This window comes from Pseudarthrobacter sp. B4EP4b (genome assembly GCF_006680095.1).
GTDB lineage: Bacteria > Actinomycetota > Actinomycetes > Actinomycetales > Micrococcaceae > Arthrobacter.
In genome coordinates this window covers 11934-34669 of record NZ_VHIJ01000037.1, presented here as the reverse complement: position 1 = coordinate 34669, position 22736 = coordinate 11934, and the positions used below count along the sequence as shown (strand labels likewise).

At 64.5% G+C, this 22736-nt stretch carries 21 protein-coding genes; all 21 read right to left on the bottom strand.

Annotated features, from left to right (window positions below):
* Positions 1-128: 128 nt before the first annotated feature.
* On the bottom strand, positions 129-2678 hold the full coding sequence (locus FNL14_RS13300; RefSeq protein ID WP_370455858.1) for a bifunctional lysylphosphatidylglycerol flippase/synthetase MprF: 2550 nt from the start codon (positions 2676-2678) through the stop codon (positions 129-131).
* Positions 2675-3985, bottom strand: a complete 1311-nt coding sequence (locus FNL14_RS13295; protein WP_142060743.1) for an alpha/beta hydrolase family protein — start codon at positions 3983-3985, stop codon at positions 2675-2677. Before FNL14_RS13295 ends, FNL14_RS13300 begins: the two co-directional genes overlap by 4 nt.
* Before the next feature lie 5 nt (positions 3986-3990).
* A complete protein-coding gene (locus FNL14_RS13290) occupies positions 3991-4422 on the bottom strand; it encodes a DUF2550 domain-containing protein (protein WP_091415706.1) in 432 nt (143 codons plus the stop codon).
* Between the two features lie 10 nt (positions 4423-4432).
* Positions 4433-4717 (bottom strand): F0F1 ATP synthase subunit epsilon, encoded by a 285-nt coding sequence (locus FNL14_RS13285; protein WP_013601509.1) that lies wholly within the window; start codon positions 4715-4717, stop codon positions 4433-4435.
* Between the two features lies 1 nt (position 4718).
* The gene (gene atpD / locus FNL14_RS13280; RefSeq protein ID WP_050054634.1) at positions 4719-6173 is read right to left on the bottom strand and encodes a F0F1 ATP synthase subunit beta; all 1455 of its coding nucleotides are present in this window, start codon (positions 6171-6173) and stop codon (positions 4719-4721) included.
* A gap of 81 nt (positions 6174-6254) precedes the next feature.
* Positions 6255-7145 carry a F0F1 ATP synthase subunit gamma gene (locus tag FNL14_RS13275; protein ID WP_050054633.1) on the bottom strand — a complete coding sequence of 297 codons (891 nt, stop codon included), beginning with the start codon at positions 7143-7145 and terminating at the stop codon, positions 6255-6257.
* Between the two features lie 73 nt (positions 7146-7218).
* Positions 7219-8856, bottom strand: coding sequence for a F0F1 ATP synthase subunit alpha (gene atpA / locus FNL14_RS13270; protein WP_050054632.1), 1638 nt, complete (start codon positions 8854-8856; stop codon positions 7219-7221).
* An 81-nt stretch (positions 8857-8937) separates the two neighbouring features.
* Positions 8938-9765, bottom strand: a complete 828-nt coding sequence (locus tag FNL14_RS13265; protein WP_091415705.1) for a F0F1 ATP synthase subunit delta — start codon at positions 9763-9765, stop codon at positions 8938-8940.
* Positions 9765-10316, bottom strand: a complete 552-nt coding sequence (locus FNL14_RS13260; RefSeq protein ID WP_091415703.1) for a F0F1 ATP synthase subunit B — start codon at positions 10314-10316, stop codon at positions 9765-9767. The genes FNL14_RS13265 and FNL14_RS13260 overlap by 1 nt, the downstream gene beginning before the upstream one ends.
* 52 nt (positions 10317-10368) lie before the next feature.
* Positions 10369-10572, bottom strand: coding sequence for an ATP synthase F0 subunit C (gene atpE, locus FNL14_RS13255; RefSeq protein ID WP_009356484.1), 204 nt, complete (start codon positions 10570-10572; stop codon positions 10369-10371).
* Positions 10573-10651: 79 nt separating this feature from the next.
* Positions 10652-11452 carry a F0F1 ATP synthase subunit A gene (gene atpB, locus FNL14_RS13250; protein WP_091415702.1) on the bottom strand — a complete coding sequence of 267 codons (801 nt, stop codon included), beginning with the start codon at positions 11450-11452 and terminating at the stop codon, positions 10652-10654.
* Between the two features lie 81 nt (positions 11453-11533).
* A complete protein-coding gene (locus FNL14_RS13245) occupies positions 11534-11872 on the bottom strand; it encodes a hypothetical protein (protein WP_091415700.1) in 339 nt (112 codons plus the stop codon).
* Positions 11865-12347 (bottom strand): hypothetical protein, encoded by a 483-nt coding sequence (locus FNL14_RS13240; protein WP_091415699.1) that lies wholly within the window; start codon positions 12345-12347, stop codon positions 11865-11867. Before FNL14_RS13240 ends, FNL14_RS13245 begins: the two co-directional genes overlap by 8 nt.
* A gap of 97 nt (positions 12348-12444) precedes the next feature.
* The gene (locus tag FNL14_RS13235) at positions 12445-13467 is read right to left on the bottom strand and encodes a glycosyltransferase family 4 protein (RefSeq protein ID WP_170850657.1); all 1023 of its coding nucleotides are present in this window, start codon (positions 13465-13467) and stop codon (positions 12445-12447) included.
* A complete protein-coding gene (locus FNL14_RS13230; RefSeq protein ID WP_091415696.1) occupies positions 13467-15335 on the bottom strand; it encodes a nucleoside-diphosphate sugar epimerase/dehydratase in 1869 nt (622 codons plus the stop codon). Before FNL14_RS13230 ends, FNL14_RS13235 begins: the two co-directional genes overlap by 1 nt.
* Positions 15336-15434: 99 nt before the next feature.
* Entirely contained in the window at positions 15435-16394 is a 960-nt protein-coding gene (locus tag FNL14_RS13225; RefSeq protein WP_142060741.1) for a glycosyltransferase, read from the bottom strand.
* 6 nt (positions 16395-16400) lie between these two features.
* Positions 16401-17312, bottom strand: coding sequence for a glycosyltransferase (locus tag FNL14_RS13220; RefSeq protein WP_091415692.1), 912 nt, complete (start codon positions 17310-17312; stop codon positions 16401-16403).
* Between the two features lies 1 nt (position 17313).
* Entirely contained in the window at positions 17314-18138 is an 825-nt protein-coding gene (locus FNL14_RS13215) for an L-threonylcarbamoyladenylate synthase (protein WP_255470826.1), read from the bottom strand.
* Positions 18135-19022, bottom strand: coding sequence for a peptide chain release factor N(5)-glutamine methyltransferase (gene prmC, locus FNL14_RS13210; RefSeq protein ID WP_142060738.1), 888 nt, complete (start codon positions 19020-19022; stop codon positions 18135-18137). Before prmC ends, FNL14_RS13215 begins: the two co-directional genes overlap by 4 nt.
* Positions 19023-19057: 35 nt before the next feature.
* Positions 19058-20131, bottom strand: a complete 1074-nt coding sequence (gene prfA, locus FNL14_RS13205; RefSeq protein ID WP_091415689.1) for a peptide chain release factor 1 — start codon at positions 20129-20131, stop codon at positions 19058-19060.
* Between the two features lie 368 nt (positions 20132-20499).
* Positions 20500-22695, bottom strand: coding sequence for a transcription termination factor Rho (gene rho, locus FNL14_RS13200; protein ID WP_142060736.1), 2196 nt, complete (start codon positions 22693-22695; stop codon positions 20500-20502).
* Between the last annotated feature and the right edge of the window lie 41 nt (positions 22696-22736).

The following is a 22736-nucleotide window of genomic DNA, read 5'->3' as shown; positions in this document are numbered from 1 at the left end:
CGGCAGCGAAACAAAGGCCTCCGGCAATTCTGCCGGAGGCCTTTGTTGTTTAATTCAAACCCGTCCTGCACCACTAGCAGACTGTATTATCCGGGGCAATGCGGATTGTGCGTGTGAATGCAGCCGCATCAGTTCACCAATTTGCCGACCAGCCGGGCGCCCTGCGGAAGGGAAAGCCCGGGCAGGTAGGCCCGCGTCAATGCCCGGCCTATCGCCGGCAGGTGCAACGGATCCTGATAGTAAAGATAAAGGGCGCGGTACTCGGGTTTGAACCGCGACTTGAATGCGGCCAGTGATCGGAATCCGTAGATCGGTTCAAGGGCGTGCCCCACCAGGTCCAGGATGCGGACCAGGTTGTCCGCCCGGTCCTGCCCGTCCGGATTGGCCTCGGCCCCGGAGCCGGGAAGGCTCGCCAGCGGAGACCCCGAGAGGGAGATGACCTCAACGGAATCGCGCAGCTCAAGTACCGCGGAGGCGATCAGGAATTCCATCACGCCCGGAAATCCATCAGCACCCCGGCGCATAACATCCAGCGTCCTGCTGACCAGCCGCCCGCCGTCGTACACCGGCAGCCAGCTGGTCACGCCATGGACTGTACCGCTGGCATCCACGGCGAGGCAGCACAGCACCTCAGGGTCGTCGAGCTCGTCGATCCCGCCCAGGGTAAAGCCCATTTCGGGAACTGTTTTTCCGGCTGCCCATTCCTCCGAGACTTCGCTGAGCTTTGAACGGAGGACGGCCGGCAGGGAGGCATACGTTCCCCAACGGGCTTCGACCCCCAGCTTCGCGGCGCGGTTCAAGGCGGTCCGGACGTTCTGCCATTCCTTCCCCTTGAACTCCAGTTCGCGGATGGCCAGGCGGGTCTCCTGGGCCACGGCGACCCGGGAATACCCCCGCTCCTGCAGCATCGGCCAGACCGCATCGTCGCAGGAGTAGAGCGCCGGGATCATGGCCTCGCGCCTGCAGTAACCAAGAAACTCCTCGGTCACGCGGACTTGGGCGTCTGCGGACCCAAAAGCGCCGCCGAGTGTCAGTGCCACGCTGCCGTGCCGCTGGAATGCGAATGCGCCCCGGCCGTCGGGGCTGAACCAATACATGTTCGGTTCCCACAACGCCATCCAGGAGAGCGGTCCGCCGCCCTGGTGGAGCAGATGCCGCGCCTTGATCCTGTCCTGACGCCCGGAATCGTTGCCGTGGTGTCCGCTCAACAGGGCCCACCAGACAGTCACCAGGGCAATAACCCAGAACACTGGGCCCGAGTAGGCAAAGAGGACCGCTTCCACCGTGTTCCGGTCGGCAAAAACGCGGTGGTACTGCTGCGGAATAGGTACCGGCACGTACTGCCGGGCCAGCTCGGCAAAGAGCCCCAGCAGGCCGCCGTCGCGCATCAGTCCCCCGGCCCACAACCAGGCGATGGCGTAGCCGGCGGCCAGGACAAGCCACGAACCTCCCACCACGAAGGCCAGCATCCGGCGTGCGGCCGGAACTGTCTGGACGCGGAACTGACGCCGGTTCAGCCAGAGGAGCACCGCCAGCAGCAGGGGTACGCAGACCAGTGGAAGCACGTGGGCAAAGGCCGAACCCATGGGCGGCGCGGAGGTACCGTGCGGCCGGGACGGAACCAGGGCGAAAAGGGCGAGATAGACGGCCGCCAGCGCGGTCACGGCCAGTTGGATGGCAATGGCGATGTTCAACGCAAGGCGGCGGCCCCGGCGTATCCCGTCGGCGCAGATCAGCAGCAGCACCACCGGGACCACCGCCAGGGCGAGGCCGAAGGGCCCGGCGAAACCCGCCCTTCCGGCTTCCAGGCAGGATGCCTCCACCGTGGTGCCGCAGTTGAATGCCAGCTGAGCAAGGGTGGGCATCGGATTCAGGACCACCTCCCGCAGGAGTGCCAGCGGACCTGTGGGCGCACGCGCGATGCCCGTCAGGATCGGGCCCACCGCAAAGACGGCAACCGTGAGGGCAAGCAGGTTCCGGGCCTCACGGCCGGTGGAACGGTGCCGGTGCAGCTGGCCGTGGTCACCCTGGATCCACCAACCCACGAGGAGTCCCAGGACGGCGCCAATCAGGCCGATGACCGTTTCGGCATGCCCGACATACAGCACCAGCAGGAGCGAAATCGAAAGCACGCCGGTCCGCAGCCGGCGCTGCCAGAGGACGGGCAGCCGTCCGGTGGCTGCAAGGCCTGCCGCCAGGACTGCCGGGTAGGGTCCGATCAGGATGTCCTCTGCCATCCGGTCGAGCCATCCGTCACCAACGTAGCCGGCCAGTTGGGTGATCAGAAGGAAGATCGTGACGGCCCCGAACTGGCCGCCGAGGAACAGCGCCACCGTGGCGGGTGTTCCCAGCCTCCGCTCCGCCAGGCCCAACAGCAGGAGGATCATCAGCGACGCGGAGATGTAGGCCAACGGGTTGGTGGCGAAGAAGAGGCTGGTAAAGAGGGACCACCAGTTCCCGGCACGCAAGCCCGGTCCGCTGACTCCGGCCCCGTCGAGCAACTGCTCCGGCGGCCCTGCCAGGAAGCTGCCCGTGACGGCGCCGGTGACCAGGAGCACCGCGAGCACCGCCACCGAGAACGGCATCGATTTCAATCCGGTAAGGATCCGGTCCCGTGCGGGGCGTACCACTGTTGTCCAGGCCAGGGATGCCGTTCGTATCTGCTGTCCGGAAGTCACTGGCCCAACCCCCATCTGTCGGAAAGGAACTGCAGGGCATCGGCAATCCGCTTGGAGGACGTGTCCCAGGAATGGCCCGTATGCTCCACCGTGTAGGCGCGGACGTCGAAGCCGGCGTCCCGGGCGGCAGCGGCAAGCGTATTAAGGTAGGCCACAAACTCCGGGTCGTCCTGTCCCGCCGTCAGGTACACGCCGCTGGACTCGAAGCGCCGGTCTTTCATCAGGGCCAAGGGGGTCTGCCGCTCGAACTCCTCAGGTTTCCCCGGGAAGGCGGCATCAATCGTCTTTTGCCGCTCCTTGGCAAGAGCCGGCTCGGCTTCGCCGGAGAACGAAAGGATGGCGGGGAACAGGTCGGGGTGCCGGGTTCCCATCTGCAGCGCGCAGGTGCCGCCGAAGGAAAAGCCGCCAATAGCCCATTGGTGGTGGTTGGTGTCTACGGCCAGCGTTGAACTGATCCAGTCGGGGACATCGCGGGAAAGGAACGTATCGGCCTGCGCTATCCGGCTGTCCATGCACATTGTGTTTGCGGACTGGGAACCGTTGGGATCGGGAATGACCACCACCGGCGCCAGGCCTCCATGGGCCGCGGCGAAGGAGTCCATGTGTCCGTCCAGCGCCCCGCCGGTGAGCCAGTCCGGGGGCCCGCCCGGCTGGCCGGCAATCAGCACCAGCACGGGCAGGGCAGGCCGGTTCCTGGCGAAGTACGCAGGCGGCAGGTAGATATACGCGTCGCGGGTGGCCATGCCGGAAGCGGTGCCCGGAATGGCAGCCTTGCGCAGGACTCCCCCGGCCGGAAGCTCACCCTGCGGCGCCCACCCGTGGAGCGGGACGCCGTCGGCCGCTCCGTCCTGCCGCATCAGCCCAGGTTCAAGCATGGGGATTCGGGCCACGGCAGTGCCGAGAAGGTCACTGACGGTCCGGTTCAGGCCGAAGTAGGCGTTGACCTGTACGCAGGACAGGGCCGCGACCAGCAGAACCGCGGCCAGGCCGGTGGCGCGGCGGGGCCAGCTGCTTCGGGGCAGCCGGAGCAGGAGCAGGAGCAGGGCGGCCACGGCGGGCACCACCCAGAGCAGGACGGCATCGGGGATGTTTTCCGGGAAGACGGAGAAAAGATTAATCAGCGCCCAGTGGACCGTGGCCACCAGGGCGAAGGCTGCTGCAACGGCGGCAACCACCTGGACAAGCCAGCGCCGTCGGCCCGTCGGTGCGGGAGGTGCGAGCAGATACACGGCACCCGCCAGGCCCAGGACCAGGGAAGCCCAGTACACCGGGCCGTCGGTGAGACGGACGTCAAAAACCCAGTCCACAGTGGCTAGCGCCAGGTGCCCACGCCGATGACCGGCCCGGCTTCCAGCCAGGAGGACAGCCCGGCGTAGGCGTCGAACTTCATGGCAAGGCGGAGATCCTGCCCCTCGTAGCGGAGTTCAACAATAACGACGTCGGGCTGGACCTTCACTGCCTCGGCCTCCGTGGGCTTGCGGCGGCCCAGCAGCTCCAGTGAATGCCTTTTGAATTTGTGTTTCGGCCGGACACTCAACGAGAACAGACGGAACCACTCGAGGTCGTTGTCCTGATAACGACAAACCCCCACCTGCCAGCTGTTTCCAGCCGTGCAAATGGAGGCGTCCACCGTGCCGAGGGCACGCCGCAGGTTGAAGCGGCGCACCCCCGAAAGGCACAGTGCAAATACCAGCAATCCAAACGTGATTGCCATGGCGATGAACGGAAGACTCGGTGCGTCCATCAAGGTGGTGCTAGCGGATCCCAGCGGTAGCCGAGCCGCCCAGGTGGGCGTTGTCAGCAACAATAACCACACGGTTGTTGTCCACGGAGAAGAACCCGCCGTCGACATCTACCGCAATACGGTCCCCGGAGACCGGCTGGATAGCCAGCTCACCCTCGGCCAGGATCGCCAGCAGGGGCGAGTGGCCGGGCAGGATTCCGATTTCACCATCGCTGGTGCGGGCCTTGACCATCTTGGCCGCTCCGGACCACACGAAGTGGTCCGCTGCGACAATCTCAACCTCAAGCTCAGCCATATTACTTGGTCTGTTCCTGGATCTTGGCCCACTGGCGCTCAACGTCATCGAGGCCGCCGACGTTGAAGAACGCCTGCTCCGCGATGTGGTCCAGCTCGCCGTCGCAGATGGCTGAGAAGCCTTCGACGGTGTCCTTGATGGAAACCGTGGAGCCCTCGACGCCGGTGAACTGCTTGGCGGTGTAAGTGTTCTGCGAGAGGAACTGCTGGATACGGCGTGCACGCGACACGACGATCTTGTCCTCTTCGGAGAGTTCGTCAACACCAAGGATGGCGATGATGTCCTGGAGTTCCTTGTTCTTCTGCAGGATCTGCTTCACACGGACAGCCGTGTTGTAGTGGTCCTTGCCGATGTACTGGGGATCCAGGATGCGGGAGGTGGACGTCAGCGGGTCAACAGCCGGGTACAGACCACGGGAGGCGATTTCACGGGAAAGTTCCGTGGTCGCGTCGAGGTGTGCGAAGGTGGTGGCCGGTGCCGGGTCCGTGTAGTCATCTGCGGGAACGTAGATGGCCTGCATGGAGGTGATGGAGTGGCCCTTGGTGGACGTAATGCGCTCCTGCAGGAGGCCCATTTCGTCAGCCAGGTTGGGCTGGTAGCCCACAGCCGAGGGCATGCGGCCGAGGAGGGTGGAAACCTCGGAACCTGCCTGGGTGAAGCGGAAGATGTTGTCGATGAAGAGCAGCACGTCCTGGTTCTGCACATCGCGGAAGTACTCCGCCATGGTCAGTGCGGACAGGGCCACGCGCAGACGCGTTCCCGGCGGCTCGTCCATCTGGCCGAACACAAGGGCGGTGTCCTTGAGGACGCCTGCCTCTTCCATTTCAACCCAGAGGTCGTTACCTTCACGGGTACGCTCACCCACGCCGGCGAATACCGAGGTACCACCGAAGTTGCGGGCAACACGGGTGATCATTTCCTGGATCAGAACGGTCTTGCCGACGCCGGCGCCGCCGAACAGGCCGATCTTTCCACCCTTGATGTACGGGGTGAGGAGGTCGATGACCTTGATGCCGGTTTCGAGCATCTCGGTGGAGCCTTCGAGCGAAGCGAAGCTCGGTGCCTTGCGGTGGATGGGCCAGCGTTCGCTGATCTCCAGTTCCGACTCGGTAACGTCCAGGGGCTGGCCCAGGACGTTGAAGATGTGGCCCTTGACACCGTCGCCGACCGGCACGGAGATGGGGGCACCGCTGTCCACTACGGACGTGCCGCGGACGAGTCCGTCGGTGGCCTGCAGGGAGATGGCGCGGACGAGGTTGTCACCCAGGTGCTGGGAGGTCTCGAACGTGATCGTTTTGGTTACACCGTTGAGAGTAATCTCGGTGGTGAGGGCGTTGTAGATGGACGGGATTGCGTCGGCCGGGAATTCGACGTCGACAACCGGGCCGATTACGCGCGCAATGCGGCCGGTGGCACCGGACGTTGCGGCTACGTGTTCGGTAGCAGTGGCAGTCATCTCTCTCACTTCACTCAGTAGATGGCGTGGGTTTAAGTTTATCTGTGGTGGTGCAGGTCCAGCGGAACCGGCTGCAGCAGGCTAGGACGCGAGGGCGTCGGCGCCGGCAACAATCTCGGAAAGCTCCTGCGTAATTTCAGCCTGGCGGGCCGTGTTGCGCAGACGCGTGTACTTCTTGATGAGGTCCGTGGCGTTGTCGCCGGCGGACTTCATGGCGCGCTGGCGTGCAGCGAGCTCGGAAGCTGCTGCCTGCAGCATGGCCGCGAAGATGCGTGACTCGATGTAGCGCGGCAGCAGGGCGTCAAGAACACGCTCGGTTTCCGGCTCGAACTCGTACAGCGGCAACAGGTCCGATTCAGAAGCTGCCTGCTCTTCCACTACTTCCAGGGGAAGCAGGCGGATGACCGTGGGCTCCTGGGTGACCATGGACTTGAAGCGGGTGTACACCACGTGGATCTCGTCCACGCCGCCCTCTTCATAGTCGGTGGCGAATTCCGTGAGCAGCGCCTCGCCGATTTCACGGGCGGTGGCGAACTCCGGTGCGTCGGTGCCTCCGGTCCAGACCCGTGCATATTCGCGGTTCCGGAACTCGAAGTAGGCCTGCGCCTTGCGTCCGACGAGGTACGTCTTGACTTCCTTGCCTTCGGCGTGGAGCAGCTCGTTGAGACCTTCCGCCTGCTTGAGCACGCTTGCCGAGTAGGATCCGGCCAGGCCGCGGTCCGAGGTGATTACCAGGACGGCGGCACGGCGGATCTGCTCCGGCTCAGTGGTCAGCGGGTGGTCGATTTCGCTTTGGCTGGCGACAGCAGAAACGGCGCGCGTGATCGCGTTCGCGTAAGGCAGTGAAGCTGCTACGCGCGCACGGGCCTTGCCGATGCGCGAGGTAGCGATCAGTTCCATCGCCTTGAAGATCTTGCGCATCGACGTGGTCGAGCTGATCTTCTGGCGGTAGACCCGAATCTGGGCTCCCATACTTATCCTTTCCTAACATTCCCTAAACCGGGTGTGCCGGACCTTGGCGGCCCGGCACACCCGGTCAGTGGAATTAGCGCTTCTGCTTGACGATCTTTTCCTGGTCAACGTCGCCCTCGGAGATAGCGTCATGCTCCTCGTGGCCGGCACCTACCAGGTGGTTGTCACCCTCGCCGAAAAAGCCCTTCTTGAAGTCCACAATGGCGGACTTCAGAGCTGCAACGGTGTCATCGTCCAGCACGTTGGTCTGCGCCAGCGTGGTGAGGATGGAGGACTTGTGGGACAGGTGCTCCAGGAACTCCGACTCGAAGCGGCTGATGTCCTCAACCGGAACGTCGTCGAGGTAGCCGTTGGTGCCGGCCCAGATGGACACAACCTGGTTCTCCACCGGGAACGGCGAGTACTGGCCCTGCTTCAGCAGTTCCATCAGGCGTGCACCGCGGGTCAGCTGCTGGCGTGAAGCGGCGTCCAGGTCCGAGGCAAACATGGCGAAAGCCTGCATGTCGCGGTACTGGGCGAGGTCCAGCTTCAACGTGCCGGAAACCTTCTTCATGGACTTGACCTGTGCGGCACCGCCCACGCGGGACACAGACACACCAACGTCAACAGCAGGACGCTGGTTGGCGTTGAAGAGGTCCGACTGCAGGAAGATCTGGCCGTCGGTGATGGAGATCACGTTGGTGGGGATGTAGGCCGAAACGTCATTGGCCTTCGTTTCGATCAGCGGCAGGCCGGTCATGGAACCTGCGCCCAGCTCGTCGGAGAGCTTTGCACAACGCTCCAGCAGGCGGGAGTGCAGGTAGAAGACATCGCCCGGGTACGCTTCGCGTCCCGGCGGGCGGCGGAGCAGCAGCGACACTGCACGGTAAGCCTCAGCCTGCTTGGACAGGTCATCAAACACGATGAGGACGTGCTTGCCGCCGTACATCCAGTGCTGGCCGATGGCCGAACCGGCGTACGGTGCCAGGTACTTGAAGCCTGCGGGGTCGGATGCCGGGGACGCCACGATGGTGGTGTACTCCAGCGCGCCGTTGTCCTCGAGGGTCTGGCGGATGGCGGCAATGGTTGACGCCTTCTGGCCGATTGCCACGTAGATGCAGCGGACCTGCTTGGTCACATCGCCCGAAGCCCAGTTGGCCTTCTGGTTGATGATGGTGTCGATCGCGATCGCAGACTTGCCGGTCTGGCGGTCGCCAATGATCAGCTGGCGCTGGCCGCGGCCGATCGGAATCATGGCGTCGATGGCCTTGAGTCCGGTCTGCATCGGCTCGTGCACCGACTTGCGCTGGGTTACGCCGGGAGCCTGGAGCTCCAGTGCGCGGGTGGTCTCGGCCTTGATCTCGCCGAGGTCGTCGATGGGCACGCCCAGCGGGTCGACAACACGGCCGAGGAAGGCGTCGCCAACGGGAACGGACAGAACCTGTCCGGTCCGGTGGACTTCCTGGCCTTCTTCGATGCCGGTGAAGTCACCGAGGATGATAACGCCGATTTCGCGGACGTCCAGGTTCTGGGCCAGGCCCAGGGTGCCGTCCTCGAAGCGCAGCAGCTCGTTCGCCATGACCGAGGGAAGGCCCTCAACACGGGCGATGCCGTCACTAGCGGTGGTTACGCGGCCGACCTCTACGCGTTCTGCGTTTCCGGGTTCGTAGGACGCCGCGAACTCGTTCAGCGCATTACGGACGTCGTCGGCGTTGATGGTCAATTCGGCCATCTGCAGTCCCTGCTCTCCTGTTTTGTGATCATCGTTGTCACGATGACCGGGGTTTCTATCAGTTGTGGTGTGCTTGTCCGGCTAGCCGGCCAGCTGGCGTTGCAGCTGGCCCAGGCGGGTGATGACCGAAGCGTCGAGCACTTCGTCACCAACCTGGACGCGGATGCCGCCAATGAGTGCCGGGTCAACATTGACGTTGACCTTCAGTTCCCGCCCGTACAGTGCATTCAGGCCCGCCTGGAGGCGTGCCAGCTGCGTCTGCGTCAAGGGACGGGTCACGCTGACCGTTGCAATCCAGCGCTGCTGCCGCTTGGCCGCCAGTTCGGCGAACCGACCCACCAGCCGGGTGGCCTTGATGCCACGGGGCTGGGTGACCGCCTGCGTGATGAGGACCCTTGCTTCCTCGCTCACACCGGGAACCAGCCTTTCGGCCAGCGTCGCCTTGGCTGCAGCACTGGCCTGCGGTTCGGACAGAGCACGTTGTACCTCGTGGTTGGAGGCAACGGCCTGGTTGAAGGAGAACAGATCGTTCTCCAGCTCCTCCAGGCCAGAGATTCCGGAGGCAGAAACGGCCGACTTGTTTTCAGCAACGGAAATGACCACCGTTGCGGCAAGAGTCTCGAGTGCATCGCCGATATCCCGCGCGTTTGCCCAGCGTGAGCTGGCCAGTCCGCCCGCGATCTCTGCAGCATCAGCGGAGACTTTTCCGCCAACCAGCTGCCTGACCAGCGCCGACTTTTCGTCTCCGTTGCGGGACGGGTCAGTCAGGGCGCGGCGCAAGCCAGCCGAGCTGTCCACCATTCCCAGAATTCCGAAGAGTTCCTTTGCCAGCTGCAGCGACGCCGTCGGAAGCTTGGCTTCCAACTCGGCCAGGGCTGTTGCCAGCGATTCGCTCGATACGCCTGCCATTACTTAGCTGCACCTGCGTTCTGGGTCTCCAGATCTGCCAGGAAGCGGTCCACAACCCGTGCTGCACGATCGTCGTCGTTCAGCGATTCGCCGACGATGCGGCCGGCGAGGGTAGTGGCGAGGGTGCCGACCTCCGAACGCAGCGACACAACGGCCGCCTGGCGCTCGGATTCGATCTGGGCGTGGGCCTGGGCCGTGATGCGGGCAGACTCTGCAGCTGCCTTTTCCTTCAGGTCCGCGAGGATCTGGGCACCTTCGGCGCGGGCTTCCTCACGGATGCGGTTGGCTTCGGCGCGGGCGTCGGTCAGCTGCTGCTTGTACTCTTCGAGTGCAGCAGACGCCTCAGCCTGGGCCTTTTCAGCCTTTGCAATGCCGCCTTCGATGGCCTCGGCACGCTCGGCGAAGGTCTTTTCGAACATCGGGACAACGAACTTGACCACGATGAACATGAGGATGGCAAAGCCCACGAGGACAACGCCCATTTCCCAGACATTGGGAACCAGGGGGTTGACTTCGCCCTCAGTGGCGGCTGAGATGATCAGCTGATTCATATTTCACCCGTCCTTTTCTACTCGGTTCTGTAAGTTCGCTTCGTTCTAAGGACTAGAGAACGAAGGCGAAGACCAGGCCGAGGATGGCGAGGGCTTCGGTCAGCGCAAGGCCGAGGAATGCGATCGGCTGCAGGACACGCTGTGCTTCCGGCTGGCGGGCGACGCCGTTGATGTAGGCAGCGAATACGAGACCAACACCGATACCACCGCCGATTGCGGACAGACCGTAACCTACGAGGTTGAGATTGCCTTCCATTTTTCTTCCTTTCAAGATGCCACCCATGTGGCAGGTTGTTTGGGTTGCTCTATCCCCGCGAGGGGAAGCTTAGGGTGCCTTAGTGGCTGTCGGCGTGAAGCGCGCCTTCGATGTAGATCGCTGTCAGCAGGGTAAACACGTAGGCCTGCAGGACCATGATCAGGGCTTCAAGCATGTACATGGCGATGGCACCGGCCAGGACCAGGACGGAGGTTCCCTTGAGCAGGACGTTCTCCTGCATGATGAGGAACTCGATGCCGTAGCCGGCGATCATCACAATGAGGTGTCCTGCGAGCATGGTCGCGAACAGACGGAGGCTGTGCGTGACGGGCCGGACCAGGAAGTTGGAGATGATCTCGATCGGGATGACGATCGGAAGGATGAACCAGGGAACACCGGAGGGCACGGTGGCCAGCTTGAAGTAACGGAGTCCGTTCTTCTTGACGCCAATGGCGATCCAGGTGAAGTAGACAATGCCCGCCAGTACATAGGCGCCGCCGACGTGAGAGAACGTGGGGAGCTGGAAGAACGGGATGGCGCCGTAGATGTTGTTCACCAGGATGAAGAAGAACAGGCTGAACAACAGCGGGACGTACTTGATGAAGTCCCTGCCGCCGATGATGTCCTTGGCAATTCCGTTGCGGACGAAGCCGTAGGCGGCTTCGCCGGCGAACTGGAGCTTGCCGGGTACCAGCTGCTGCTTGCGTGCGGCGAGCACGAAGAAGACGGCGATAAAGACGACAGAGAGGAGGACCAGCAGCATCTGCTTGGAGAATCCTTCTGCGGCACCCCACGGCAGGATTGCCGGCAAATGCATTTCGTTAATACCAGGAGGAGTAAACTCTCCTGAATCTTGGGCCGGGAGCGCAAGCGCGATCAACGCGTTTCCTCTCTGCAGTGTCCATCATTGGGCGTTGGGCGGGGACCGGCAGCCTGATGGCCTGCTGTTCCCCCTGTGAAATTATTTGGCATTAGTGTCGCCGTCCTGGGACGGCCCGCTGGCAGCATGACGCTCCCCAGCATTTTTTCGAGAACTGGTCAGGCCATGCATGTGGGAAAGGTAAAAACCTCCGACGGCTCCAAGCAGAGCGCCTGCGAGCACAATCCAGCGCGTTCCCCACAGATAATCCAGTCCCCACCCTATCAAACTCCAGACGATGATTCCGCCAATGATGTAGCTGAATACGGCCATGCCGGCGTTGTATCCGCCGCTGGTTCCGTCGCCTGATACATCGGGAGCTGAAGCCTTTGATCCCCTGTTGCCGTTGGTGCCTTCCGTGGGCTTCCTGGGATCACGCATCGGGGGTTTCCTTGGTTTCTGGATCGTTGTAGATCTGGAGGCGGGCTTTGCTGAAACCATGGATTTCTGCAGCCTGCCAGAGGACGACGGCAGTTACGGCCCCGGCGACGAACCAGCGGCCGTTCAGCCACGCCGGAGCACCGACCACAAACAGGACGGCGGCAAAGCCCACCACTTTGACAAAGTAGGTGGCCACGAACATGCCGATGGCTCCGGAAGGGTTGCTGCGTCCCACAAAGTGCCCCACCAGGAGGCTGATGCCGAAGAACAGCATCACCAGCAACCCGCCGGCAGTACTGGAAAGGGCGCCGCCGGGTCCTGCGAGGATTGCTGCAGGAACGGCGCACAGGACAAGTCCGGCCGCCGCGGCCAGCGAACTGCGCTTGAGGAGGTTCAGCCAGAGGGACGGCGTGGGACCGGATGCGCCAACTCTTCCGTTGCCGGACGCAGGTCCGGACTCGGCGTTGGAGGTCATTCGATCCCAATCGTCGGCACCAAAAGGCAGGTGGCCAAAAGGCAGTGTGGAGGGCAGCTTTGGCTGCCCTCAAATTCTACACGAGATAGAACACGGTTCAGGTCACGGGCAGGCGCGTGACCTTGGACGGGCGGCGGTACCGGCGGATCAGGTCCGGGCTGGCCAGGTACAAAGCCAGCACCAGCACGCTGGCAGCGACGCACAGCGCAACAATCGGAAGCGTGGCCGTCGCCGCGACGAACCCGAGGATGATCACTGCGGCCGTGCACAGTGTGACGATTCCGGCCGACATCAGGTGCGAGAAGCCCACGTCCGTGAGCCGCTGGTACACGTGTTCCCGGTGGGATGCGTACCACCGCTCCCCCGCCTTGATCCGGCGGAGCAGGGTGTAACCGGTGTCCGCCGCGTACACCAGGATCGGCGAGAGGACGTACTCGACGTACACGCCGCCGAGGAAGCCGGCCACCGCGAGTGCGGCTATCGACGCACCCAGCAGGTAGCTGCCGACGTCGCCCAGGAATACCGAGCCGCGGCCCAGGTTCCATGGGAGGAACCCGAGGAAGGACATTGCCAGAACCGTGCCGCCCGCGGTCAGCCAGGGCTGTTCTGACAGCAGCCCGGCAACAGCGTAGGCCACCCCTGCTGTCACCCCGTGCAGGCCGGAGATGCCATTGACGCCGTCCATGAAGTTGGCGATGTTGACGTAGGCGGCGATGGCCAGTGCACCCAGCGGAAGCCACCAGAACGACTGTCCCGTGAGGACGATGAGTACTGCGGAGCCGGCGGCACCGATCCCGAGCTGGGCGGCTGCCCGGCCGCGGATGGACATGCCGCGCAGGTCCTCGACCCAGCCCACGGCGGCACAGGCGGCAATAATGGCCAGCACGACGGCGGAGATGGAGCGGTCCACCGTCACAAACCCCAGCAGCAGCGCTGCCGCGTATCCGATCGCCGTGGCCAGTGCCGTGGCCAGGCCCATGCCGCGGATTGTTACTTTCACGTGCGATGAGCGTGCCGAGGGAACATCCACCACTCCCATCCGGACCAGGAGCGGCTTCACGGCCAGGGGAAGCAGCAGGCTGGCTGCCAGTGTGATCCCTGCTACGAGGAGCAACGGCATCACGATGCCACCCGCACTTCACCGGCGTCAGTGGCCTCGTCGTCGGGAATGGCGGCGATGCTGGCGCCCTGTTCTGCCTCACAGCGGGCCAGCCAGATGTTGAGGTCAAGCTTGGCGGGATCCTGCTCCATGGCCCTGGTGTGCGAAATCTTCGGGTGCAGGGGGCGCTTGTCGAGTTCACCGGTGCCCACCAGTTCCTCGTGCAGCTTCTCCCCCGGCCGCAGGCCGGTGTAGATGATCTCCACGTCCTTGCCCGACATCGCGATCATCCGTTGCGCCACATCGAGGATCCGGACCGGTTCACCCATGTCCAGGATCAGCACGTCCCCGCCGGTACCGATGGCACCGGCCTGGATGACGAGCTGGCAGGCTTCGGGGATAGTCATAAAGAAGCGTGTAACGTCGGGGTCTGTCACCGTGACCGGACCGCCGACGCGGATCTGTTCGGTAAAGAGCGGCAGCATTGAGCCGCGGCTGCCCATCACGTTGCCGAAGCGGACGGAGACGTACTTCCCGGACGTCTGCCCCGCCATCCAGGCGGTAAGTTTTTCGGCAACCCTTTTGGAATGGCCAAGGGCGGTGGTGGGATTGGCCGCTTTATCGGTGGAAATGTTCACGAAGTGCGTGACGCCGGCGCGCTGGGCAGCGCGCAGCACGTTCAGGGTGCCGCAGACGTTCGTCTTCCAGGCTTCCACCGGATACTGCTGCAGCAGCGGCGCGTGCTTGAGGGCTGCGGCATGGAACACCACCTCCGGACGGCGGTCCTCGAAGATGTCCAGCAGGGCTTCGCCGTCGCGGATGTTGGCCAGCACGGTATCCCGGCCTGCCAGGAGTCCGTGGCCGGTGATGGAGATCTGGGTCTGCTGCAGGCCTGTTTCGTCGTGGTCCAGCATGATCAGTTCCGCCGGATCGAACTGCACGATCTGGCGGCATAGTTCCGATCCGATGGAGCCTCCGGCTCCGGTCACCAGCACCCGTTTGCCTTTGATGTACCCGGCAATTTCGTCAACCTCGATGTCCACCGGACGGCGTCCGATCAGGTCCTCCACCGCGACGTCGCGGAAGTCGGAGAAACCGGCGGGTGCACCGGTGCCCAGCATGTCCCGCAGCGGGGGCAGTACCAGCACGCGCACGTTCAGGCCGGCCACAGCGTCCGAGATGCGGCGCACCACGGTGGCTTCCACGTTGGCGAAGGCAAGGACCAGCACTTTGGCCCGGGTGCGGCGGATGATCGCCGGCAGGTCGTCGCCGCGGCCCTGCACCTGGACGCCGGAAAGCCGCAGGTGCTTCTTGGCGGGGTCGTCGTCCACCAGCCCCACCGGGAAGTACGGGGAGTCCGGGTCCTGCAGCATCCTGGTCACCAGGGAGTTGCCGAGGAATCCGGCGCCGTACACCAAGGTGTTTTGGGCTCCGTCCCCGGGCCGGGTCTTGCCCTCTACATAAAGGCGTTTGGCATAGCGGGCCGCGCACATGAAGAGGCAGGCGAAGGGGAAGGCGATCAGGCCCACGCTGCGGCCGATGTTGATCTCCGCGTACAGCACCAGCAGGCTCACGGTGATGGTTGCCGCCACGATGACGGTGACGAAAACCAGAGCCCTGGCCTCCTGGAAACTGCCGAACGGATACCTGCCCCGGTAGAGGGCGAGGGAGTAGCCGGCCAGCATTTGGGCCACCACCGCGATCGCGGCGATGAGGCAGGCTCCGGCGAGCTGTTCCACCCGGATACCCATTTCGTAGCGCAGCAGCAGCGCCAGGCCGATCGCAACCACCCACGACATGGAGTCGAGGAAGAGCTGGATCCAGATCCAGAGGGCGGGCTTCTCGTCCCGTACTGCGGCAGGTGCGCGCGTTTCTGATTGTGTACTCAACGAAAGATGCAACCGACTTCCACTACCACGGCGGCCAGGCGCCTGTTTCAAAATACCCCGCCGCGAAACTGTCGGACGGCGTCGGGGCTTAGAACGATACTAATCGCTTCGGGTTCCGCTGCCCGGATACACCGGCAGCGGCGGCATGGGTTTCCACCCGGCGTCGGCAAGGATGGTGCGCGATTCACGCCACCCTTGCCAGAGCGCACCGGACCCCTTCAGGGTCCGCTCAACCAGGACCAGGCGGACAAGTTCCTTGAGGAAGGTCAGCGCGGTGCCCGCGGCGAAACCGGCCCGGTTGAATTTGCCGTGGGCCCGCAGGTAGTGCGCCACATGCCCGCGGTTTCGCATCACGTAGCGGCGGCTGAGGTCGGATGAATCGTTGAGGTGGCGCAGGCCGAGGTCCACTTGGCGCTGGGCACGGACCTTCTTGATGACAAAGGCGTTGACGTAAACCACCGGGGTTTGCTGCGCGGCCAGCCAGCCGTAGATCAGGTCGTCCCACGTAATAAAGAAGCGCGGATCCGGCAGGCCGATGTTCCGCGCCACGGAGGCGTTGATGAGCATGCCTTCAAAGTTCCCCACGTTGGTGCGGAACACCTCGGAATGCCGGAACACGTCTCGGGAGACCGGCAGGAAAATGCCGAGTGCCTCGACAAAATGGTGCTGCCAGAAGAACGGTTTGCCGTTGGCGTCATAGCGGCGGCCGATCATGCAGGAGTAATCCGGCGTGAATTTCGCCAGGGCGTCCACCGCGCCGGGAAGCACTTCGACGTCGTCATCCATCAGCCACAGCCATTCGGCGCCGGACTCCAGTGCCAGTTCCACGCCGCGGGAAAACCCGCCGGCCCCGCCGACGTTCTGCTCCAGCCGTTCGTACTGGATGGGCAGCCCGGCTGCAGCCGCCCGGGCAATTACGTCCGGCGTGTGGTCGCTGCTCGCGTTGTCCACCACCAGGATCCGCGCCGGGGCAGTGTCCAGCCGGGCGAAGGACTCGAGCAGGTTGCGCAGGAAGTCGGCGCGGTTATAGGTGACGACGACGGCGTACAGGTTCTCCACGGCGGCCTAGCTGTTGGCGGACATCAGTTCCGCGGGCGAGCCGAAGCCCTTGCCGCGGAAGCCGGTGGAATATGCCCTGAACCAGTGTGCGAGGCCCTTGAGGTCACCAGTCTTCAGGAAGTAATAGGGGAAACCGACGATGTCCGCGCTGAACCAGCGAAGGTTGCGGTACTTGCGGGTCAGGTAGCCACGGTTCCGGAAGTAGCAGTAGCGCTTGAACTCGCCCTCGGGAATGACCGGGGTGATGAACCCGCCAAAAACGGGCTTCATCTCCGTCCATGTGGCAGGATGCTGCACGGCAACAGTGGCCAGCGTACCGTACTTGAGCCCGGCCTTTTTCACTCGCGACAGGAAGTCCACTTCGTCCCCGCGGATAAAGAACTTCACGTCCGGGATACCGATCCGGTAGAAGACCTCGGTCCGGATCAGTGCACCGTTGAAGAAGTGCACCATGTCCGGCAGGTAGCCCATCGGAGCCAGGCGGGAGCGGTCGTTGGTGAGCAACCCGTTGATGCGGAAATTGAAGGACAGCCGGTTGGGATCGGCGGTGGCTGCTACCAGGGGGCTGATGATGTCCAGCTGGTGCTCCTCTGCGGTGCGGAGGAGCTCGGCCAGGCAGCTGGCGTCTTCGGGATGGCCGTCGTCGTCCATCATCCAGATCCACTCGGCGCCGCTGGCCATGGCGGCCAGGATGGCGTACGCAAACCCGCCGGCGCCGCCAAGGTTCGCTTCGGAGCGCAGGTAGTTGATGTTCTGCGCTCCCCCGGCGTTAACGACGTCGGTGGCCGGGACGGTGCCCGAGTCCACCAGGGCGATGGAATGGATGGGCGCGGTCTGCTCCGCCAGCCCTTTCAGGAGCAGGGCAAGCTCCTCGTGGCGGTCGAACGTTACGGCCGCAACGGCGACTTTGGGCTGCATGTCAGTTCTCCGCATTGTTGTCGTTGGTACTGACGGCACTGCTGCCGGCCGCGCTGCGGGCTTCGGCAGCCGCAGGGCCCGCTGCCGCAGAATCCCCGGCAGTCTCCGGAGTGTCGGACGCCTCCGCAGTCACCGGTTCCTCCGGTTCTTCCGGCGCCATGGGGATCTCGCCTAAACCCAGGACACCCGGAACGTGTTCCCGGAGCTGGTCCAGGCTGACGGCTCCGTTGCGCACCACACGCAGGAGGGGCCCGGTGGCGTCCACAATGGTGGAGGGCACGGCGGTCTCGCCTTCCTTCGGCCGGAAGCCGCCTTCGAGGTAGACCTCAACGGATTCTGCAAGCTGCTCGCGGGCAGCGGCGGCAGTTTGTCCCGGTGCCTGGCCGGTGCGGTTGGCAGAGGAGACGGCCAGCGGGCCGGTCAGTGTCAGCAGCTCAAGGGCGATGTCATCGGCGGGCATGCGCAGGGCCACGGTCCCCTTGGTTTCGCCGAGGTCCCAGTCCAGCGACGGCTGCGCGTGCAGGATCAACGTCAATCCGCCGGGCCAGAATGCCTCGGCCAGCTTGCGGGCGTCAGCGGAGACGTCCGTGGCGAGCCCGTCCAGGGCGTTGAGGCGCGGAATGAGCACCGGTGGTGGCATGGTGCGGCTGCGCCCTTTTGACACCAGCAGCATGGTGACGGCCTGCGGTGAGAAGGCGTCGGCCCCGATGCCGTAAACCGTATCGGTGGGGAGCACGACGCACTTCTTTTCACTGATCGCGCGCTGTGCGTGCTCCAGGCCCCGTGCCCGCTCGTCATCACTGGTGCAGTTATAGGTTGTGGTCACTGGCCCATTCTTTCATTGCGTAGGGTCTGGTCCGCGAGCACGGCGCTGGTGGCGCGCTCCTTGCCGTTGAGGTCCCGGTGGGTGCTGATGCTGGTCCACGATCCTGACCGGCCCAGCATTGCCGCGATCCATTCCGCCTGGACTTCTGCATGTTCCATCACAAAGTAGCCGCCCGGCACCAGCAGCCGGGCAGCCGAGGCGGCTGCCGCCGTCGGAAGTTCCATACCGTCAGCTCCCCCGCCGTACAGTGCTTCCGGCGGGTCATGCAGGGCTACTTCGGGCTCGTTGGGGATGGCCTCGGACGGGATGTACGGCGGGTTGGAAACCACGACGTCGACTGTCCCGTTCAGCTCCTGAAGTGCGTTCCGCAGGTCCCCCAGGACGAGGTGGACGCCCAGGGGGGCGAGGTTTTTCGCGGCCCAGGCGTGGGCGAAGGGGCTGAACTCCACGGCGTGGACTTCGGCGCCGGGCACTTCGTGGGCGATGGAACCGGCGATGGCGCCGGATCCCGTGCCCAGGTCCACGATCCGGGGATGCGCCATGTCCTTGACGTGGTCAATGACCAGCTGGACCACGGATTCGGTCTCGGGGCGGGGAATGAACACGCCGGGCCCCACGGCCAGCTCGAGGTAGCGGAAGTGCGCCACGCCGGTGATGTGCTGCAGCGGAATCCTGCTGGCCCGCTCGGCCACGAGGGCTTCGTAGCCTTCCGGGGCGGGTGTGTTGCCGAGCATCATGGCGCGGAGCCGGCCCAGTCCCACGTTCAGCAGGTGGTCGGCGAGCAGTTCCGCGTCCACGCGCGGGCTGGGAACACCGGCGTCGCGCAGGATTGCCGTGGCCGCGGTGACGGCGTCAGCGAGCGACTGGCCTGGCCCGAATGTCATGTCCTGAATGTCGTGTCCTGATGTCCAGGGCGGAACTAGTCGCCAATGGCGTCCAGGCGTGCCTGTTCGTCCATCTCGATCGCGGATTGGATGACCGGTTCCAGGTCGCCGTTCATGACCTGGTCCAGGTTGTATGCCTTGTAGCCGGTGCGGTGGTCCGCGATGCGGTTTTCCGGGTAGTTGTAGGTGCGGATGCGCTCCGAGCGGTCCATGGTGCGAATCTGCGACTTCCGCTGGGCCGAGTTTTCGGCGTCGATCTGCTCCTGCTGGTGGGCCAGGATGCGGGCACGCAGGACGCGCATGCCGGCCTCGCGGTTCTGCAGCTGCGACTTTTCGTTCTGCATGGCCACCACAATGCCGGTGGGAAGGTGGGTGATACGCACGGCTGAGTCGGTGGTGTTCACGGACTGACCGCCCGGGCCGGAGGACCGGTAGACGTCGATTTTGAGGTCGTTCTGGTTGATCTCGAGCTCTTCGGGTTCGTCCACTTCGGGCAGTACCAGCACGCCGGCGGCCGAGGTGTGGATACGGCCCTGCGATTCGGTGACCGGAACGCGCTGCACGCGGTGCACGCCGCCTTCGAACTTCAGCCGGGCGTAGACGCCCTCGGCGGGATCGTTCGAACTGCCCTTCACGGCAACCTGGACGTCCTTGTAGCCGCCAAGGTCCGATTCGGTGGCGGAGATGATTTCAGTCTTCCAGCCGCGCGACTCCGCGTACCGGGTGTACATGCGCAGGAGGTCGCCGGCAAAGAGTGCAGCCTCGTCGCCGCCTTCACCGCCCTTGACTTCAAGGATCACGTTGCGGGCGTCGTCAGGATCGCGCGGGATGAGCAGGCGGCGCAGTTTCGCGGCAGCAAGCTCAAGCGCTTCTTCCAGTTCAGGAACCTCGGCAGCGAACTCGGGATCCTCGTCAGCCATCTCCTTGGCCGCAGCAAGGTCGTCCCGGATGCCTTCCCACTTGTGGTAGGCCTCAACAATGCCATTAAGCTGAGCCGACCGACGCCCCAGCTTGCGCGCAAGCCGCTGGTCAGCATAAACAGCAGGATCCCCCAGCTGCGCCTGGATAGCATCATGCTCATCAAGCAGGCCCTGTACGGACTCAAACATTTTTCAAAACCTCTTTCGACTTGTACAAGTCTAGTAACTGCAACGCGGGGTCACTTACAGCCCTCAAAACCCGCAAAGATGGGCGATATCTGACTCCGCGTTGCCAGAAGGCGGCGGCAAGGCGACCAGACTGAACAGCCGTTCGGTTTTGCCGCCCCGGGAGCGTTCGCTGACTCCCAACCTTCGCAAGCTCAGGTCGGGGCCCTCGTCATCTCTCTTACGGGCCTGCCGGAGCTGGGCGGCTAACGATCGAAGATCGAAAGCCGCCCAGCGTAGGGGCGGGGGCAGCAAAACCGAACGACGAAGGCGGGGGCGAAAAACCCGCGCGGCGAACCACGCGAGGCATCCGCACCCCGCCCCTAACTCAGCTACTTGTCGTTATCGGACTTCGCGCCAAGTGTTGTCTTCTGAACCTGCATCAGGAACTCAACGTTGCTCTGGGTTTCCCGGATCTTGTTGGTCAGGAGTTCAAGGCTCTGCTGGGTCTCGAGTCCGGAGAGGACGCGGCGCAGCTTCCACATGATCTTGACTTCCTCGGGCGAGAGCAGGTTCTCCTCGCGGCGGGTGCCGGACGCGTTGACGTCCACGGCCGGGAAGATGCGCTTGTCTGCCAGCTGGCGGGACAGGCGGAGCTCCATGTTGCCGGTGCCCTTGAACTCTTCGAAGATGACTTCGTCCATCTTGGAGCCGGTTTCCACCAGGGCGGTGGCCAGGATGGTGAGCGAGCCGCCGTTTTCGATGTTGCGGGCTGCCCCGAAGAAGCGCTTGGGCGGGTACAGCGCGGCGGAGTCCACGCCACCGGACAGGATGCGGCCGGAGGCCGGTGCTGCCAGGTTGTAGGCGCGGCCCAGGCGGGTCATGGAGTCCAGCAGGACCACCACGTCCATGCCCATTTCCACGAGGCGCTTGGCGCGTTCGATGGAGAGTTCGGCCACGGTGGTGTGGTCATCGGCGGGACGGTCGAAGGTGGAGGCAATGACCTCACCCTTGACGGTGCGCTGCATGTCCGTGACTTCTTCAGGGCGTTCGTCAACGAGCACCATCATGAGGTGGACCTCAGGATTGTTGGTGGTGATCGCGTTGGCGATGGACTGCAGGATGAGCGTCTTGCCGGCCTTCGGCGGCGAAACGATCAGGCCACGCTGGCCCTTGCCGATCGGGGCGACGAGGTCGATGACGCGGGGACCGATCTTCTTGGGATCGGTCTCGAGGCGCAGCCGCTCGGACGGGTAGAGCGGAACCAGCTTGGCGAACTCGACGCGGTCCTTGAGCTCTTCGGCGGTCTTGCCGTTGACGGAGGTGACCCGTACGAGGGCGTTGAACTTCTGGCGGGCGGACTGCTGGCTGCGGTCTTCGCCGTCACGCGGGGCACGGATGGCGCCTACGACGGCGTCGCCCTTGCGGAGGTTGTACTTCTTGACCTGGGCCAGGGAGACGTAAACGTCGTTGGGGCCGGGCAGGTAGCCGGAAGTACGGATGAAGGCGTAGTTCTCGAGGACGTCGAGGATGCCTGCAACGGGCAGCAGGACGTCGTCCTCAGTGACCTCGACGTCGTCGACGTCCGGTCCCTGGGCGCGTCCGCGGCGGCGGTCGTTGCGGTCGCGGAAGCGGTCGTTGCGGGAGCTGTTGTCCCGGTCCTGGCCACCGGAGCGGTCGTTGCGGTCGTTCCGGTCGCGGCGGTTGCGGCGGTTGCGGCGGCTGCCGCCGTCGGAATCATCGCTGTCGCGGGTGTCGCGGGTGTCCTCGCGGCGGGCGCCTTCGCGCTGGCCTGCCTCGCGGCTGCCGGCGTTGTCCCGGCCGCTGTCGCCCTCACGGGTGTCCCGGCCACGTCCGCGGCCGCCTTCGCGGCGGTCGGTGCGCTGGCCGGCTTCTTCGGTTTCCGTGCGGTCGGCAGTGCGCTGCTCTGTGCGCGGCTCCGCCGTACGCTGCTCGGTGGTACGCGCTTCACCAGTCCGCTGTTCAGCTGTGCGCTGCTCGGCGTCGGCCTGCTCTGCAGGTGCCTCGGCAGCTTCTGCCGCCTGCGGTGCTGCCACAGCTGCTTCGCCGCGGCGGCGGTTGCGGGTGCGGGGCTGGCGGCGTTCGGCAGCGCCTTCGGTTGCTTCGGGAGCTTCCGCGGCGGCGGGAGCCTCAACCGGAGCGGCCGGGGCTTCGGCGGCTGCATCAGCAGCTGCCGGTGCCACAACTCCGTCGCTGACGGCACGGCGGCTGCGGCCGCGGCCCCGGGCACGGGTGCCTTCGGCGGGCGCTTCCGTGGTTTCGGCCAGCGCGGCGGCTGCAGGTGCAGCAACAGCGGCAGCTGCCGGTGCGGCGACGCTTTCGGTGCGCTTTGCGGCTGACTTGGCCGGAGCCTTAGTCACGGGAGTACCGGCGCGGTGGGCGGAGATGGCCGCAACCAGGTCCCCCTTGCGCATCCGGGAACCGCCGGAGATCCCGAGCTGGCTGGCGAGTGCCTGCAGCTGGGCGAGCTTCAGGCCGGCAAGGCCGCTGCTCTTGGCGGGTGCTGCCGAATCGGCAGCAGAAGATGATAGTTCCACAGCTGGCGACAGCTCAGTGGTTTCGGTCACGAAGGATCCTTCCCCCTCGACGGCGTCCAGACGAGGAGCTG